The organism is Cohnella sp. LGH (assembly GCF_017671885.1).
Lineage (GTDB): Bacteria > Bacillota > Bacilli > Paenibacillales > Paenibacillaceae > Cohnella > Cohnella phaseoli.
In genome coordinates, this window is sequence record NZ_CP072117.1 from 5620153 (window position 1) to 5638319 (window position 18167).

At 52.9% G+C, this 18167-nt stretch carries 11 protein-coding genes and 1 pseudogene; 4 read left to right on the top strand and 8 right to left on the bottom strand.

Features of this window, described 5'->3' with window-relative positions:
- Positions 1-69 precede the first annotated feature (69 nt).
- The gene (locus tag J4772_RS23845; RefSeq protein WP_209071686.1) at positions 70-4263 is read right to left on the bottom strand and encodes a GDSL-type esterase/lipase family protein; all 4194 of its coding nucleotides are present in this window, start codon (positions 4261-4263) and stop codon (positions 70-72) included.
- A gap of 259 nt (positions 4264-4522) precedes the next feature.
- Between J4772_RS23845 and J4772_RS23850 the strand changes: the two genes are divergently transcribed.
- On the top strand, positions 4523-5416 hold the full coding sequence (locus tag J4772_RS23850; protein WP_209071687.1) for a helix-turn-helix transcriptional regulator: 894 nt from the start codon (positions 4523-4525) through the stop codon (positions 5414-5416).
- Positions 5417-5521: 105 nt separating this feature from the next.
- Positions 5522-6355, top strand: coding sequence for a phytanoyl-CoA dioxygenase family protein (locus J4772_RS23855; protein WP_209071688.1), 834 nt, complete (start codon positions 5522-5524; stop codon positions 6353-6355).
- Positions 6356-6466: 111 nt separating this feature from the next.
- Here the strand turns inward: J4772_RS23855 and J4772_RS23860 are convergent, their stop codons facing one another.
- The 4 genes from J4772_RS23860 to J4772_RS23875 all read right to left on the bottom strand — a co-directional run bounded on the left by J4772_RS23860 (position 6467) and on the right by J4772_RS23875 (position 12201).
- Positions 6467-8197 carry a type 2 periplasmic-binding domain-containing protein gene (locus J4772_RS23860; protein WP_209071689.1) on the bottom strand — a complete coding sequence of 577 codons (1731 nt, stop codon included), beginning with the start codon at positions 8195-8197 and terminating at the stop codon, positions 6467-6469.
- 82 nt (positions 8198-8279) lie between these two features.
- Positions 8280-9149, bottom strand: a complete 870-nt coding sequence (locus J4772_RS23865; protein ID WP_116062966.1) for a carbohydrate ABC transporter permease — start codon at positions 9147-9149, stop codon at positions 8280-8282.
- A gap of 12 nt (positions 9150-9161) precedes the next feature.
- Complete coding sequence (locus J4772_RS23870) at positions 9162-10091, bottom strand: ABC transporter permease (protein WP_247740830.1); 930 nt, start codon at positions 10089-10091, stop codon at positions 9162-9164.
- A gap of 52 nt (positions 10092-10143) precedes the next feature.
- Positions 10144-12201, bottom strand: a complete 2058-nt coding sequence (locus J4772_RS23875; RefSeq protein ID WP_209077391.1) for an alpha-glucuronidase family glycosyl hydrolase — start codon at positions 12199-12201, stop codon at positions 10144-10146.
- 398 nt (positions 12202-12599) lie between these two features.
- Here J4772_RS23875 and J4772_RS23880 point away from each other — a divergent pair, with 398 nt between their 5' ends.
- A complete protein-coding gene (locus tag J4772_RS23880; protein ID WP_247741218.1) occupies positions 12600-13340 on the top strand; it encodes an AraC family transcriptional regulator in 741 nt (246 codons plus the stop codon).
- 192 nt (positions 13341-13532) lie between these two features.
- Here the strand turns inward: J4772_RS23880 and J4772_RS37415 are convergent, their stop codons facing one another.
- Positions 13533-15038: a methyl-accepting chemotaxis protein gene (locus tag J4772_RS37415; RefSeq protein ID WP_305827748.1), complete on the bottom strand. Its 1506-nt coding sequence runs from the start codon at positions 15036-15038 to the stop codon at positions 13533-13535.
- Between the two features lie 509 nt (positions 15039-15547).
- Entirely contained in the window at positions 15548-15844 is a 297-nt protein-coding gene (locus tag J4772_RS23890) for a hypothetical protein (RefSeq protein ID WP_209077397.1), read from the bottom strand.
- A gap of 679 nt (positions 15845-16523) precedes the next feature.
- On the opposite strand from J4772_RS23890, the pseudogene J4772_RS37615 reads away from it, so the two are divergent.
- Positions 16524-16619, top strand: a pseudogene (locus J4772_RS37615) (hypothetical protein); the annotation flags it as partial.
- A gap of 270 nt (positions 16620-16889) precedes the next feature.
- Here the strand turns inward: J4772_RS37615 and J4772_RS23900 are convergent.
- Positions 16890-18167, bottom strand: coding sequence for an alpha/beta hydrolase family protein (locus J4772_RS23900; RefSeq protein ID WP_209071690.1), 1278 nt, complete (start codon positions 18165-18167; stop codon positions 16890-16892).

The following is an 18167-nucleotide window of genomic DNA, read 5'->3' on the forward strand; positions in this document are numbered from 1 at the left end:
GTCCAGTCCTAGCAAAAAGGTGCATCTATCTCCTGTAGACGAAAGAGATAGATGCACCTAGCATTCGTTTTACTGCATACCGGCAGGAAGCACGTTAACCACTTCGAAGAGATGGCCTGAACTGTTCGGGTTCGTTTCCGGCTTGATTTTGATATGAAGCTTGTGCGGCCCTTTCGTAAGGCCGGACTGTACGACGGCGTATTTTATCGTCTCCCACGGCTCGGGGGTATACGAATCGAATACGGTGCGAGGGCCGTCGTCGACCCAAGCTTCGACCATGCCGGCGTCCGGTCCGTTGCGGGTGTAAAATCCAAAAGCGATCGTAGAGCCGCTAACGTCGAACACCAGCTCGTTGCCGACCGTGCTCGATTGCCACCCATAGCCCGTGCCTATGTTATGCGATCCCTGCGTCCAGCTTCCCACCGTTTCCGACGACGGAGTCAGATTGCCGCGGTGATACAGGGCGGCGAATTCGTACGTATCGTCGGTCATGGCCGATGGGATTACAGGAACTCCCGGAATTTGCACGTCGGGCTTCAGCGTGTTGTATACGTTCTCCAGCTTCTCGATGATATAAAGGCCTGCTCTAGCCTGAGCCGTATCATTCGGGTGCGTCCCGTCGCCGGCCGGGTAAGATCCGGATTTATATTGCGGAACATAGGTCGTTCCGTAGAAATCCAGCCAAGTGTTCGTCCCGTTGGCGACTAAATTCTGAATGCGATCCTTGTAGTGAACCTGCGGCAGCCGGTAATAATCGGCTACGGGGATATGCGCCTCCTGCCTGTTCGCTCCGGCTTGATCGCCGATGTACAGACTCATCACGGCAGGATGGTTAGGCGACTTAAGAATTTGGCGGATAAGCCCCTCATATGCCCGCGTGTACAAGCTATCCGCGCCGTCGTTGACGGCAAATTCGACCACAACGAAATCCGGATTGCTTTGCAGCAAATTCATATAGGCTCTGTGCGCTCCCAGCACGGAAGGCGTCCCGCCGATCCCTGCGTTGACATAGGTGATTTTGCCGGGGTATTTGCTCTCCCACCATTGCTTAACCTTAGCCGTCCAACTGGTCGAATCCCAATTGCTGGAGTTAAAGCCTTGGGTGATCGAGCCGCCGATAAAGCCTATCGTAATGTTTTGTCCGCTTCGCGCTTTGGCCATCACTCTCTCCAGTCTGGAGTAATCCGCAAAATCGGCCAACGGCGCCGGTCCACCGCCGTAATCCAGCGTTACCCGACCGATCTGCGGATTCCAGGCGTTCGTCGATGAGGCTCCGAATTCGATCTTCAAATATCTCGTACCTGCCGGGAGCGCGGTTGCCCTATAGAGAACCCTGTCCCAGTTGCCCGGCTGTACGATTTTTTCCATAAGACTGCTATTGTACAACGTATACGTGGAGCCGTTCGGCGAAGTATAGAATTTGAAATCCTCCACCGTTTCGCCGCCCAAGGCGTAAGTGTCTACGTCAAAGCTATCCAGATCGGCCGGCACCTCGTAGACCAGATTGGCGGCGATCTGTTTGTTCCGATACACTCGGCCGATTTCTCCGCCAATATTCTCTGACGGATTCAGAGCAATCGCCAAGTCGGCGGCACTGTACGAATGCACCTTCGCAAAGTTGGTCAATTCGTCGACGATTCGGCCTCCTGCGTCAGGCAAATCGCCGAATAGCTGCACGCGGCCGATCTGCGGCGTAAAGATCAGCGGATCGTTCCGCAGCTCGATTTTCAAATACTGTGTCCCCGAAGGAATAGCGGCCGATGGCTTAAAATAAGTTCTGTACCAGCCGCCGCCCGTTCCGACCAGCGCGTCGTGCGCGGTCGCTACTTCCGAGTAGGCGCGATTGTCCGGGGAGGCGTAAAACTTCACCTTGCCCGCAAGATCCGAGCCAAAGCTGTTGATCCTGACCGAAAAGTCGTAAATGTTGTTCAGCTTGTAGACGATGTTCAGACTATCGTCTCCGATCCTGCCTACCCTGGACGTATCGCCCTCCATAAATTCGGAGTGAGTGCTATCGAACTCCCAGCCGTTCGTATGGGAATAGACCTTGCTGAAGTCGACCATCTCGTCTACCAACGAAATTTTGTCGGCCGGCTTACCGTAAACCTCCAATTCATAGATTCTGGCCATATCGTCTCCCGACACGCTGGTAGACTTGGTGATATACATGGAAACGTACCGAACGTTCTCGGTTCCCGCCATCCCTTGTATCGTGCGATTTGAAATATTGCCGGTGTTATTCCAGACATATTCCACATAGTTCCAATTCACGCCGTCCGAGCTCGTCTTAATATGCCAGTCTCTCGTATTGTAATCGGAGGTCTGCGTATCCTTGTTCGGCCAGCCTTCCTTCCCCGCTCCGGCATGCTTGACCCTGTACCCGGTAAGATCGTAATAGCCGCCTAAATCAACCTGCATCCAATGCTCGGACCCCGGCTTTGAATTCCATTTCGTGCTCGAATTTCCGTCCAGCGCATGGCTAGGGTCGGAATTAGGCGCATCTAAATAGGAATCTACGAAATAAGGCTTTCCTCTTGAGAGAATATTGACGCTGTTGGCTTTAATATAGGCATAGCCTACGGAGGTCGGATCGGCTGTGCTGATCGCCTTCACCGCTACAATATCGCTGACATCGTAGGGAGGCGCGGTATAAAGCCCTGTCGGCGATACGGTTCCGTTGGCGCTTCCCCCATATACGCTCCATGTGACGCTGTCGGCGGCTCCGGCCACATTGGCCGCAAGCTGAATCGACTGCCCCGGAGTGACCCAGTAATAATCCTTATAGGTAGAATCGCCGACTTTCCTGACCGTAACTTGCCCCATGTCGGTCAGAGTAACGATCCCTTGGGCGGGAACTTTAACCGTGATTTGGCCATTGACGACCGGCTGGTCTCCCAAATCCTTATTCAGTGCGTTTTTGGAGGTGGAAATGACCGTCATACCGGAAGAAGTTAAGTTCGAAAGCTGAACGGTAACGGTTCTGTCCGCGGAGCCGTTCTTGTTCAACAAAACGACGGTCGACTTCCCTTCATTCTTGTAAGCGCTGCCAATGATATCGTTATGATTGCTGCTGGCGCTTATCCTAATTGAACCCGGTTTAATGTACTTATAAAAGTTGTACATCGTATTATAGAACGGTCTTGCCTCGTAATTTTCAGTTGGGCTCTTTCTCGAGCCGAAATTCGAGGTTTTCCCCATCAACGCGCCGCCGCTGATATAGGAGTAGGAGTCCCATATGAACATGGACTGCAGAGGCGCATTCGCCGTCAGCCACTCATGCGTGGCCAGTGCCGTATAGAACCCGTAATCGTAGCTGTCGGTATTTCCCGCAACTCCCGGCTCGACCCACACATTTTCGCCGCCGTATACCGAGGTGCCCATCTCCGTCACGTAAAATGGAATATGACCGTATCCCTTGCTGCTCGCCGTCTGGGCGGCTGTCTCCAGATAAGGAATCATCTGATGAGGATCGAAAGGTGGATTGGCTGTCCGATTGTCCCAGCCATGGGTATCGAACGCCGCCATGTAAGACATCGCGACGGCATCGCTCGTCAATGCGTCCACATAAGTGTTCAAGTTTACGGAGTTATACGTGCCGGGACCGATAATCTTGATTCCGCTTAAGCCTACGGAATCCAGCTTCTGGCCGGCCGTCTTCACCGTTCTCACATATTGAGCGGGCGTCATATAGGTGTCCCAGTCTCCGTCGGGTTCGTTAAAGAAAATAATTTTGCCGACGTCGACGCCTTTGATCTGAATAGCGACATAGCAAAGCGCAGCATAGAAGTCTGCCAGTTCGTCGTAGTTGTCATCCGTTTCAAGGAAGTGCTTGTAGCTGTCCAGCATTCTTCGAGGTGCGGAAAACCTGGAAAAGATAGGCTCCGCGTTATGCCTTTCCAGATCCTGAAGAAACGACCATAGATGGTCGAATTCCGGCTGCTGGAAGGCTTGGACGTACCAGGCGTAGTCTCTCGGCGTATTGACCGAGTCCGCCGGCGTTCTAATATTCGTACGGAAAAACTTCATCCCCGTCTCGGCGGTGACGGCGCTGCCCAAATACTCCCGATGCACATGGTTCTCCGGCGGAATATCGTCGGCAGTCCAAGGCAGCCATTGCCCTCCAAAACCGTCGATTGTCTGATACTCTACGCTGCCGTCCACCGTGACGGTCGCATCGGCCGCGTAGGCTCGGGGAGAATCGGAAAACGAAAAAAAGGAGATTGCAAAAGCAAAGACCAGTAAAACGGATAGCCCTCGTTTCATTACAGATCCCATCCTCTCATCATTAAGCGAGTAGAAGCACGTTCATTATAGCGAGGCTTGTCGGAATAAGGAATACAACAGAATTTCGATTTCGGGTAATTTGTTTAGGCCTGGGAGGATTCTGGGAGGATTCCATCTTGCTCGTCCAACTGGTCGAGGCCTATAATTGAAGCGACTTGCAACGAGATTGGCCGGACAGGCTTCGGAATCGCCCGTTGCGCATAACCGCTGAACCTCACTAGGCAAGGAGAAGATCGGGATGACCACACGCAAAACTCCGCTTCCCGCCTCGCGCAGCCGCTACAAGGGCTCTTCGGAGCTGCGGGAGGAGCTTCCTTTTCAACACGATTTCGACAATCTCTCGTACATCGGCATCCAGATGCTAAGCACCTGGCAGGTGGACAGGCATACGCACGAGCATTTCGAGCTGTGCTATGTCGATGAAGGACAGGGCTGGTTCTCGATCGATGGGGATTTATATCGCGTGCGTCAAGGGGATCTGTTCCTGACGAAGCCGGGAGAGGGTCATCAGGGGGCATCCTTGGGAGAATCTTACCGCCTGTATTATACCGGTTTTCAACTGACGAACCGGCAGAAGCTTGAAGCGGATTTTTACCGGCTTGGGCGCGCTCGCACGGTACGAGATACGAGCGGCGATGTGAAGCGGCTGTTCGATGCCGTCTTCGCCGAGATCGAGGACCCCGGCCCGCATTCGGCCCTGATGGCCGAAAGCCTGTTCCAGCAATTGCTGGTTCGCGTCATCCGCCTCTATCGCGATGCCGCCCTGCCGGACGGCGGTCCGGAAGAAGGTCCGCTCGCGCCGGCGATGAAGGAGCTGCTGCAATACCTTCACGAGCATGCGAGCATCGGCATCAACGCCTTGGATTTGGCGAAGAGGCAGCATCTCAGCCGGACGCATCTGGAGCGGGAATTTAAGCGCTCGTTCGGCATTCCGCTCGGAAAATACATCCGCATGCTGTGCACCGATCGCGCCAAATATTGGTTGGCGGAAACGGGCGAGACGATCACGTCGGTCGCGGAGAGACTAGGCTTCTCGTCGCTTCATGCCTTCAGCGTGTTCTTCAAGCGACAGACGGGAATCTCGCCTTACGCCTATCGACGACCGTTCTCGCCAAATGACGAAAAACGTTAACTTCCGGTTGAAGCCGAACAAAGCCGACAACCGACAGCTCGCGTTATGATGAAGCCAACGCATGAGGAAATCGTGCGGCCATCATCGAACCGGGAGGAATCGGAAATGTCGGATCGGAACAACTTGCTGCCAACGGAGGCAGATATCGCTTTTTTCAAACAGAATGGGTACTGGGTAGCGCCGCAGCTCCTTGACGAGGCTCGGTTGGAACGACTTTGCGAACATATGGAACGGGTTTATGCCGGTCAATTCGAAACGGGTCGCGCGCCTTACAACGGATATTGGACGCCTGAGCAAGGCAACGGGCTGCGCAAAACCGACAATTCCCACTGGGCCGATCTGGAGCTTCGCTCGCTGGCTACCGATCCCGTCATCGGCGAGATCGCTTCCCTGCTGATGGGGGCCGACTCCATTCGCCTGTGGCACGACCAGCTGCTGTTCAAGCCGGGCAATCCCGATCGAAGATCGGGCGGCAACGTCGGCTGGCATCAGGATTACGCCTATTGGCAGTGCGCGGCCGAGCCGACGCTCGTCACCGCCTGGGTCGCCTTCGACGACGTCAATCTGGACAACGGCTGCATGCAGGTCGTTCCCCGAAGCCACCAATGGGGCTTACTTAACGTGAATGATTTCTTCGAGCAGGATATGGAGAAGCAGCGCAAGGGCATGGACCTCCCCGAGGATGCTTCGTTCGAGCCCGTGCCGATGATCATGAAGGCCGGCCAGGTGAGCTTCCATCACGCGCTCGCCATTCACGGCAGCGGTCCGAATACGACCTCGCGGCCGCGTCGCTCGCTGGCCGTCCATCTGATGACGGGAGATACGCGCTACAAGGCCGGTACGCGCGGCGACGGCCACATGAACGTGGGATTGCTGAATGGCCGCGACGGCGATCTGTTCGCGGGAGAGGCTTTTCCGGAGCTGTTCCGGAAGAACTAAGCGGCTTAACATCAAAAACACCTTATTCCGGCGGCTTGGCGCTGCGCGGAATAAGGTGTTTTGATGTTCTAACTTTTCTCAACGAACCACTCGAAGGCAGCGGCGCAATGGTTATTTCAACATCGTTTCGCTGCCATAAAGTTTTTCCCATGCCGCTTTACGCTCGTCGATGATGGCCTGACCGCCCGAGCTGAGGTAATCCTTCATACCCGCGTCATATGCAGCGTCAAACTTGTCAACCGATGCTACGACAGCCTGATCCAAGAAGGCATCGCGTTTCTTGCTAAGCGCTTCGCCTTGACCTTCTTCGGACTTAATTTCACCCGCTTTGGCATTTTTGCCTACGCGTCCGTCATTCGTCGTAATCTTGTTTGCAATTTCAATGAGTCTTGCGTCAACCCCTGCATACCCGTTGGCAAGTGACTTGGCAGTCAAATCCGGATCCCCGGTGTCAAGACCGTTGCTTGTGATCGTATAGTCGATATTGGCCGGCGAGTTCATGATATATTCGTCCGTAGCGGCAATCGTCTTGAAGGAACCGTCCGGCATCTTTTCATGCGTCTTGCCTTCTTCGCCGAATTGCAGGTATACCCGATTCTCAAGCTTGGAGATCCAATCCAGATAGAACATTGAAGCCAAAGGTTCTTTGTTGGTAGACGGGAAGAATAGCTTGCGGTCAACGGGCGCCGACAAGAACTTCCGATAAACCCCGGCATCGTTCGGGAAGGGCTCAACAGCAATATAATTTGCGTCCGGACCGACAAGCTTATGAAGGTTTGCGGTAATGCCGTCTTCACCGTCGCGATAGGGATAATCCCAGTTGTGGATAAACGCGCCGACAAAGCCTGTTTTCATGAGATTATCTTCTGTTTTATCTCCGGCGGGATAGAGCGGGAAGTCTTTCCAGACCAGACCTTCGTTATACCATTTGTTCAACGTTCTGATGCCTTCTTTGTAATTCGGGTAAAGAAGCTTGCGATCGTCAAATCCGTTAACGTAGATGTCCTTGTCCGTAATATTGTCCGGCACAAAGGACGTTGTCAAATGGTCCGTACGCCACCCTACGTCGAAGCTCGTGGAGAAAGGAATGATCTTGTCCGCATCTTTGCCCAAGAGCGTGGAAGCGTTGTCCTTAAATGCTTTGAGCATGCTTTCGAACTCTTGCAGACTCGTCGGCGCCTGGAGATCGAGCTTCTTTAACCAATCCTCGCGCACGAAAGTATTGATGCGGTTCAGGACATTCAGGCGAGCTTCCAATGCCCACAGCTTTCCTGTGCTCGGATCTCTGTCCCAATTGATGTTCGAGTCGGTGAGATATCCCCACAAGTTCGGCAGCAGATCTTTGTATTCGTCGACAAACGGCGCCAGATCCGTGATACCGCCCATGTTGGCATAGGTCTGGATAGTCGGATACGAGTAGGTCACGCTGATATCCGGAGCTTGCCCCGCGGCCAGAAGATTGTTAAGAACTTCGCCTTCCGTCCAGCGCGGAACCGGTACGAAAGTCACTTCTACGTTATGATCGCGCAGCATTCCGTCTTTGATGTACTTCGTATAGACATTGTCTTCAGGCTTGGATCCTCCAGTATTGCCCCGATCGTAAATCTCTACCGTGATTTTGCGAGTCTCCTTGAATTTGAAATTGGAATCAAGGCCCAGCTTTTCGAGCTTTGCAGCGGCTTCGTCGGCGGAAGGAGATGCGGACGATTGTTCGGATGCCGGTGGAGCCGATGAGCTGGACGGGCTTGCCGAATCCTTGTTGTTGCTCTTGGTACATCCCGCAAACGCCAAAGCGAAGACGGAACCAAGCGCCAAGATGGTCAAAAACCTGGTTAAACGCATGTAAGATCCTCCTTTTTTTTGCTTGTGCCTGTTGCTCGATTTATAAAAATCGACTTTGTCGACTTTTACCGCAGGTAAGCCGTTAACCTTTTACGGCTCCGATCGTAACGCCGGAAATAAAGTATCGCTGCAGCCAAGGGTAAATGAGCAAAATCGGCAGGGTTGCAAACACGACGGTTGCAGACTTAATGGATTCGGACAAGCCCGGGCTGGTAAAGCCCTCCTGCGTGGCCACCTCAACGCTGGTAATGCTATTGAGAATGTTAAAGAGCAGCAATTGGATGGGATAGTAGGTTCTGTCGCTCATGAACATCAACGCATCCGAGAACCCGTTCCAGCGGCCAACCGCATAGAAGAGCGACAGCGTTGCCAGCACAGGCATGGAAAGCGGCAAATAGACATTAACCAGGACTTTGAAGGGTCCCGCTCCGTCCAGCTCGGCGGATTCTTTGAGGCTCTCGGGAATGCCGAAGAAGAAGCTGCGCATGATGATGACGTTGAATACGCTGATGCTGCCCGGCAAAATCAGAACCAAAGGATTATTCAGCAAGTGCAGCCCTTTCAAAAGCAAATAGGTTGGGATGATGCCTGCATTGAAATACATCGTAAAAAGAATGAGCGCCAGAATAAATTTCTTGCCCTTCAGGTTGTCATAGATAAGCGGGTATGCGCACAGAATCGTCATGAACATACACCAAATCGTCGTGACAACCGTCAGGATCGCTGTCCATACTAACGCCCATGTGACTTTGGAATCTCCGAGTACGGCCGTGTAAGCTTTAAAATTCAGATCCACCGGCAAAAGCAAAACTTGATTCTTCACCATAGCTTCCGCAGAGCTTAAGGATCGCGCCACAATGTTCAAAAACGGCAGGAGACAGGCCAGAATCACCAACACGCAAATGAAAACGATGATCCAATCCCCTAATTTGGTGCTTTTTGATTTAATCATAGATTCCCCTCCCTACCAGATGCCGCGTTCGCCGAATTTTTTGGCCAAGGCGTTTGCTCCGAACAGGAAAATGACGCCAACGACGGATTGGAACAAACCGACAGCAGTCGATAGTGAGAATTGCAAACCGCGAATCCCATAGTTGTAAACGAATATGGAGATCACGTTCGAAACATCCGTCACCAGCTTGTTGGCAAGCGCAAACGGTCTGTCGAATTCGCTGCCGAGAATATGACCAAGGTTTAGAATGAGCAATACGATGATGGTAGAACGCAATCCCGGCAGCGTAATATGCCAAATATTTCGCATGCGTCCCGCCCCGTCCACGGAAGCAGCCTCGTAAAGCTCCGGGTTAATCCCTGCAATCGCTGCCAAATAGAGAATGGTGCCCCAACCGACGCTCTTCCATATGCCCAGCGCAACGTAGGTGATCACCCAATTCATGGAGTCGTTCAGGAACGGAATGGATTCAACCCCCAGCTTGTTCAGCATGATATTGACGAGACCCGAGCTAGGCGCAAAAAGTTGAAGCGCCATGCCTGCAACGATGATCCATGACAAAAAGTGCGGCATATAGGCAACCGTCTGGGTAAACTTCTTAAACCGCTTGAAGGCCAGTTCATTAAAGATGATGGCCAATATAATCGGCGCTGGGAAGCCGAATACCAAGTCCAGAAAGTTAAGAAGAAGAGTGTTTCTCAGAGCGAAAAGGAAATCGCGATTGGAAAAAGCCTTGATAAAATATTCGAACCCGTGATTTGCCGCCCATTCCATTTCCATCGGACTCTTGACAATGCTGTAATCCTTGAAAGCGATTTGAATGTAATTCATCGGGATGTAACGGAAAATGATAAAAAAGGATACCGGCAGGAGCAACATCGCATAGAGAACCCAGTATCGTTTCAAATATCCGAGCGATTTGCTTCTCACTGCAGCAGTCAAATCCTCACCGCCCTACACGCATTCTTTTCCATATCCTTTGTTCTCCCCCCGTCTAGTAGATTGTTCTGCCTTGCTCGTCGTCAATACCCGACTTGCGCAAGAAATAGCTGTTTACAACGTCCCGCCATTCCTTGGCATGCTTCGATTGCTCTTGCAAACGACTCAGCGCGCTCTCATAACGAGCTTCATCTATTTTGCCTTGTAAGCCGCGCCAGGCGTCCACCAGTTTGTCCGCCTGCTCGGCGCCTTCAAAATGCGTGTCGTATATGTGCTGTATGACGGTCTTGCCGGATTTCAACACATGCGTATAGGGCACGTGGTGGAAGAAAAGCAGCAGTTCGTCCGGACAGCTCTCGATCGCTTCGAAGCGCGCGGCAACCTCGTCGTGATACTGTCCCGTATAACCGGTGCCCGTCTTAACGGTCCGATCTACTCCTACCCCGCGACAGTCGGCATAATGGTAAGTCCCCCACTTCGAATATTCATATCCGTCGACATTCGGGCCGTAATGATGGCCGGGATTGACCATCCAGCCGACTCCGAGCGGCGACGTGTATTTCTCGTAGATGATCCAGGAATCGAGCAGCATGCGGCATATCGTCGCGACGACGACCGGATCGAGTCCGAACGTGATCCGCACCCATTCATCGGCAATCTGCTCCGCCGTCAGCTCCGGGCGCCATATCAACCGGCCGTATCCATAGTAATTGGCTTGCGCCAGCAGATGACCGGTCCAATTGGAGTCGTCCCCGATATTGGATACGCCGGCGATTCCGCCAAGCGGCCGATCGAACAATTCGCCCGTCGCCGCTTTCGCTACTGTCGAACCTTCGCCTGACGCATAAATGTCGAAATCAAGGACCTCCTTCCATTGCGGGACCAGGAAGCAAAGATGCTTCTGCTGCCCTGTATACTCTTGAGTGATTTGCAGCTCCAATATCTGGTTCGTCTGCCGTAGTCCCCCGAAAAGCGGAGAAGCGGGCTCCCTTACCTGGAAGTCCATCGGACCGTTCTTGATTTGCAGCACGACGTTGTCGGCGAACTTGCCGTCCAGCGGACGGAAATGATCGTAGGCGGCCCGGGCGCGGTCGGTCTTCCGGTCTCGCCAGTCTTGCAGGCAGTCGTACACGAAGCAGCGCCAGATTACGATACCGCCGTAGAGACGCAGCGCCTCGGCGAGCATATTCGCCCCGTCCGCATGGTCGCGTCCGTAAGTAAACGGTCCCGGCTGAAATTCCGAATCGGCTTTGACCAGGAAGCCGCCGAAATCGGGAATGTGGCGGTACACGTCGGCAGCCCGTTCCGCCCAGAATCGCCTCACCCCCGAATCGAGCGGATCGGCCGTCGTCAGCCCGCCGCACGGGATCGGACTGGCGAAGTTCACGCTTAGGAAAAGCCTGACTCCATACTCCCTGAATATATCGGCCGCGGCCGCCACCGAAGGCAGCAGCTCGGGGTTAATGAGGTTTGTCTCCGTCTCGTGCACGTTCACGTTATTGATGGAGATCGCGTTCAATCCGACGGCCGCCATCATGCGAGCATAATCACGAATGCGCTTACGATCCATGATGAACTTCCCATTGCGGTAAAAAATCGATTGGCCCGCGTACCCCCGCTCGATGCTGCCGTCCATGTTGTCCCAATGATCGATCATCCGGAGTTTGGCGGCCGGCTTCTCAATCACGCTGAGATCATTCACGCTTTGGCCGGTCTGCATCAGGCGAAGGAAATGGAACGCCCCGTACAGCGCGCCCCGATCCGTCCGCCCGGCAATCGCGATGTATTCCCGTTCAGGTTCCCGAACGGTCTTCAGCACGTAACCTTCTTCTCCCAACTCCTCAAGTTCAGCCGTCTCCATCGCTCCCTGCAATTCAGCGAGATCGCCCGTCGTAATTCGGAGAAAGCGCGGGAGCTTCCCGCTTCCGCCGATCCGGGGCGCTGTGCCCAGCATCGATCCGATGCCGTTCACGAGCTCCTCGCAGGCATTCTTCAGCACAGCCGACGGCTCCGAAGCGGCAATGACGATTTCGCCGCACCATGAAGCATACTCTTTCGCTTGATTCAGATTCAGCGGCGGATAGCGCAGCCATGCTTTGTACCCTTCCCCCACGCCCTTCCCGTTTCGGCTTGTCGACTCCAGAACGATCTTGTTGTCATTTTCCAATTCATTTTCCTCCAAATCAAACTTGCAACAATTCAATCACTAAACAAAAAGACATTCACGGAAAATTCTTGGATTCCCAAGTGGAATAAGGTATCTTGGTCGAGGGAAAAATCATTCATTTGCTCAAATTATAGATTTAAGCGTTTTCACTATCCATAGAGCAACTAGATATTTTTTGTAATTATTAAACATCCTGATTCAATTCTTGGGACTCCGGTGGTAAGATGAATCCAGTTGCACCCCCGTAGTGCCTTCGGGACTTCAAGGACAAGGAAGGTGATCCCCCCCCCTTGGAAACGGAATTCGAACGGTTGCAGGATATGATCCCGGACGTCGTGTTTTTCGTGGACAGGCGATGCTTTCCCAACTGGGAAATCATCAAGCAAACGATCGACTTTCACGATCTGACCTTCGTCGTGGAAGGCAAGTCCAATTATTACGTCAATGGCGTCAAGCACACCGTCGAAGCCGGAGACGTCGTTTACATTCCCGTAGGGAGCGTGCGCGAAGCGCATACGTTCAAGGAAAATCCGGCGCACTCCTACGCCTTCAATTTCAAATGGCTCCCGAACGAGAACACGGAACCGCTCCCGCTCCAGACCGTGACGAAAAACGTCATCACGAACGAACTGGTCGGTTACTTCAAGCAATTCACTCACGTCTGGATGAGTAGACAGCCCGGATACCTCATGCAGGCCCGTGCGTTGTTCATGCTGATTCTCCATCGGTTGCTGTCGAACATCAGCCGCGATTCCGCGAGAGCCGACCAACGGGTGAATCAAGTACTCGTGTACGTCGCCGAACACTATGCGGAAGAGTTGGATTTGGCCGGAATGGCCGAGATTGTGGGCCTCCATCCGGTATACCTGGGGAAATTATTCAAAAAAAACATGGGCTATTCCTTCAAGGAGCATTTGAATATGATCCGGATCAACCATGGGGAAATGCTGTTGTCCACCGGCGGGTTCTCCGTCACGCAGGTTGCCGAACGATGCGGATTTCGCGACATTTCGTATTTCAGCAATGTGTTCAAATCGGTCAAAGGCTACCCCCCTTCGACCGTGTTCAAGTGCCAGAGCGGCTGAGTTCTCCCGCCCAACGAGATAGAGTTCGGATCTTCCTGAATCATTGGCTTTTGCTTTCTCAAGCGCTGATCTGTATCGCGCTTCTGAAAACGCCTGGAACCTCCACCCGATATAGATGGCCTCCAGACCGAGATAGAAATGTAAAAATCCCCCTACTCGAGTAGGAGGAAGGTAATCACTGTGTTATAAGCTCTAAATAGATTTAACGATATCCACTAAGCTTTGTGACATGACGCTTATTTCTTCCATAGATGCATTCAATTGCTCAGTTACCGCTGCCTGCGATTGCGTCATCGTCGTCATATTGCTAATATGCTGCTGAATTTGGCCAATAAGTACGGTCATCTCACCCAAGCTATTTTCAATATTTTCTGTGGCTTCTGCGCTGTTGAAGGCCAGCTTTCTAACTTCGTCAGCAACGACGCCAAAACCGCGCCCGAACTCCCCGGCACGGGCTGCCTCAATTGCGGCGTTTAGCCCCAGTAAACTGGTTTGTGCTGCAATTTCGCGTATGAATAACGAAATGTTCTTCGTTTCTTCCGTACCGGCCTTGGCTTGATTAGCCGCTTGCATGGATTGTTCCTGTGCTGTGGCCATTTCTTGAGCTTGAATCGTTACCGCTTCTATTGCTTTTACCATTTCATTAATGGAATCGGAAAGCTGTATCATGCTATGATTCATGTCTTTAATGGCGCGTTCCTTATTTTTTTCCAGCGTAATATCGCGTATGGTTCCGGCGAATCGAAGGGGAACTCCGTTGCTGCTGCGAAGCGTTGTGCCTGTCGCTTGAAACCAACGATATTCGCCGGTCTTCAGACATAATCGATACTGTGTATCAAAGGGCGTATTGCCTGAATAATCGTTTAAGCTCTCGGCAAACAAGTGGAGCACACGATCCAAATCCTCCGGATGCAGTCGGCTGCTAAAGCTCTCAAATTTATCAGGAAAATCATGTTCGTCCTTAAAGCCGAGCGCTTTTCTGAATTGAGACGACATCCACATTTGATTATTGTGAACGTCACCATCAATAATTGTGATGTCCCAAGGCGCTTCTACCAAAGCCTGATGAATCAAATCGTACTTTGTTAGGATCGCGACTATTTCTTGTTCCTTCATTTTCTTCTCTTGATTATCAAAAAGCGCACCCACTACCCGAAGGGGAACCCCATTATTATCTCTAAGAGTCGTCCCCGTAGCTCGGAACCAACGGGTTTCGCCGTTTTTCTTATGTAAGCGGTATTCAATATCATAGGGAGTTTTACCGGAATGGTCATTTAAATGATCGGCGAAAGCCTTCATCACCCACGCCTGATCCTCCGAATGGATTCTCGATGCCCAACTGTTCAAAATGTTAGGGAAATCGTTCTCGTCGTTATAGCCAAGCAAGCTTCGAATCTCGTCAGACCAGATGAACTCGTTATTAGGATTAACAGGATCTCCAGCAATAACCTTCATATCCCATAAACCTACCTGGATAGCTTTCGTCACTAACTCCAAGCGAACTTCCGTGTCCCGGGCCGATTCCCTTAGCTTATTTAAAGCGAAGTTTACATGTTCACCGATTTCCTTCGCTATCGATGAATCCAGAGACGATAATTGTAGATCGGCAGAAAGATCATTATTCCCCATTTTCTCAAATAAATTCCGACTCTCTTTCACTAACACTTGATCAGAACTGGTCGTTTTAAAGAAATTCATTCCCTTATGCTCCCTCATTGATGTTTTTGTGTAAATAAAACGCTCAAGCTGCTGCCTTACTGTCCCATTGTCTTCTTCATTCTCTTGAGAGTGTGCTGCTGGGAAGGGAGGATGAATCAAATTTTCAAGTATGAGTGGAAAAAGCTTCCTCTCTCAAAGATCAATTTTACAAAAAAATCTTCTCCATGTACAGCAGAGAAAGGATCACGCTCCCTTACTTTTACAGAGAAGAATAGCGGGTTGATCCTATTTATTTTGAGTACACATCGCCAGTTCGAGTGCATGCCGATGGTTAGGTGAGCTTCCATCACGCGCTCGCCATCCACGGCAACGGTCCAAATACGATCTCGCGGCCGCGACGGCGATCTGTTCGCGGGAGAGGCTTTTCCGGAGCTGTTCCGGAAGAACTAAGCGGCTTAACGCCAAAAACACCTTATTCCGGCGGCTTGGCTCAGCGCGGAATAAGGTGTTTTTACTGCTCTGTTTCTAGGGCGTGTCAGCAAACCCGCTCAGGGGCAGCTTTTCTCGTTATATTCCCTGGTCGCCGTATCCAGCATCGCTTTCCAATTCGCAAAATCCGTTTCCCTTGCGATATGGCGATCCAACAGCTCCTCAAGAATATTGTCTATGTCTTCCCAAGTCTTTGCTTGGAAGTTGCCCTTCTCCAGAAGCTCGTCAAAGGTTGCAGAGTTGGAATGCCTGCTTATAAACGCTTCATTAAACAGCTTGCCCAACGAGATATGGTTCGGATCTTCCTGAATCGTCTTCTGGCCTTGCAAATCCTTCAACAGTTCATCGAACGACATTGGCTTTTGCTTTCTCAAATCCCCACTCCTTGAATGTAGTATCACCCCTTAATTCTGCACGAAGATTTTTATTTTACAAGCTTTTTATTATGAGTTACTCAAAATAGGGCCATATCCCGGATCTGCATCTCGCTTCTGAAGACGCCGGGAACTTCCCAGCCGATATAGATCGCTTCCAATCCGAGATCGGAATAGGAGACCCCGTCGAAATAACCGTTTTGCTTGGCGATCTCCAGCGCCTGCTCGATGTGCGGCTGCAGTTCGACGTCGACGCGATGCCATTGTCCGTCTCCGGTCGGCGAATCGTACAGGCCGCCGCCGTCAAGCGTATAGATGAGCTTGTGCGTGTCTCCCGCCGGGTTGAAGCCGCTATCGATGTGCCATTCTCCCGGCGGAACGTCGTGGCGGTTGTCATAGATCGGCACGCAGAAATTGAGGAAGTCCCCGCTGCCGGACAGATCCCCGACGATAAGATAAAATACGGCAATCGAGGCGTGAAGACCCGGATCGTACTGTTCCGGCGACATCAGGGATTCGGACTCCGTAATCCGCGCTTCGAAACGCAGACGCAGATCGTCCCGGTCCGCGAGCCGATACGGGCTGCCGTACCGCTGCTCAAGGTACAGATGCACCCAGGGGTCGGTCGGCCTGACGCGAGGCGTGTCGTACTCCTCTCCCGTATCGACGCGGAGCGTCACGGTTCCGTCGTCCGCTACGGCCAGCGTTTTGGACGCGTTCTCGTACGTATACATTTTGCTGTCGCGCTTTCCAGTAATTTTGGAGATATCGCTCTTGGAATTCCATTGCGACACGATCCATTCCGACTTCAGCCCTTCCAGATCGCGGCCGAAATCCAGCTTTCCGCTTACACGGGCCGCGCCGGGAATCGGATGGAACACCATCGCTCCGCGCTCGAAGCCCGTATCGAGAATCCAATTGCCCGCCGATTCGTTGTCCGCTCCGGACGGCGAACGCGTGCAACCGGTCTGAGCGAGCGGGATAGAGATAGCCAGCAGCCAGCAACCCAAAGATCGAAGAATGCGGTTCATTCATTCGCCCTCCCAGCTATATCCGTCAGCCCGACGCTGACGATATAACCTCTCGCGTCTATGGCGTTCGCGTAGTAGGCTTTCGTCTTGGCGGGCAACGCGGCTTCGATCCGCGGCTTCAGACCTTCGTCCGTAGGCACATTCACGACCCGCTTGCTCCATACCGGACTGAGTCGATCGGATACGTTCAGCGTATAGTAGAACTCCGCGCGGACAATCGGCTCGGGACTATCCAGCTCGATCGAGACGCCGACGCCGTCGGCCCCGTCCCGCCATTCGTGCCGGACGATGCGCGCCAGCGGCGCTGCCCCGGATACGACGCTGTCCGCAAAGGCGTAAATTTCCGGCGGACGGATGGCTTCCTCCTGATTGTGCGGCATGCCGGGATGAATGCTCAGAACGGCGTTATCCTTCACGACCTCGTAGGACTTGGTAAATACGGTCAGCGGAAAATGCGCGTCGTTATCCCCGTTCACCCACAGCATTGGCAGCTTGGCGCGCTGCAAATAGATGGAAGGCTCCCATAGACGCTCGAACCTCGCCCGGGTTTCCTCCGGCCAGCTCCGATAAGCGTCGCCGAAATAGCTTTCCGACTCCGCTACGAATCCGCTGCCGTAGACCGGAATCGCGAAGCGGTATCGCTCGTCGGTGCCGACCGCAATTTCCGTCAATACTGCGCCCCACGACACCCCGACGATTCCAGTACGCTGCGGATCGACTCCCGGCAGCGAACGCAGAAGCGAATGCGCGAGGGCGATGTCCGCAACGGCATGGTAAGTCCATTGCTCCCGCTCCGGCCTGTCGATGTCCTTCCATACCGGCTGATTGGCCGGTCCTCCCCATTCGTGAGGCTTGTATCCGCCTGCCTGCTCATCCCACTCTGGCAGATGACCTTCCAGATCCATCGCGATGGCGGCATAGCCGCGGCGGTTCCATTCCCTTACCCAATCGACATAGGCGGTACCGGCGCCGCCGTGCACAAGCACGACGGCCGGAGCCCCATCGCGACCGACGGCTGTTCCCGATTCCGGCATGCCGACGTAAGCGAATACTTTCGTCGGTTTATCTTCATACGGCAGACCTTCATAGAATAGCGCCCTGACGCCGTCTGCGGCATCATGCTCCGGCGCATAGGCGAAAGCGGGGATTTCCATCAGCCTCTTCCTTTCCCATGGTCCCGAATCCGGCGCTGTCCCGCATCCCGGAAGTCCGAGGATCAGGAGCGCAGCGGCGATAAGTGCGGCGACCGCGCTGACGGCGACCTTGGAGAACAT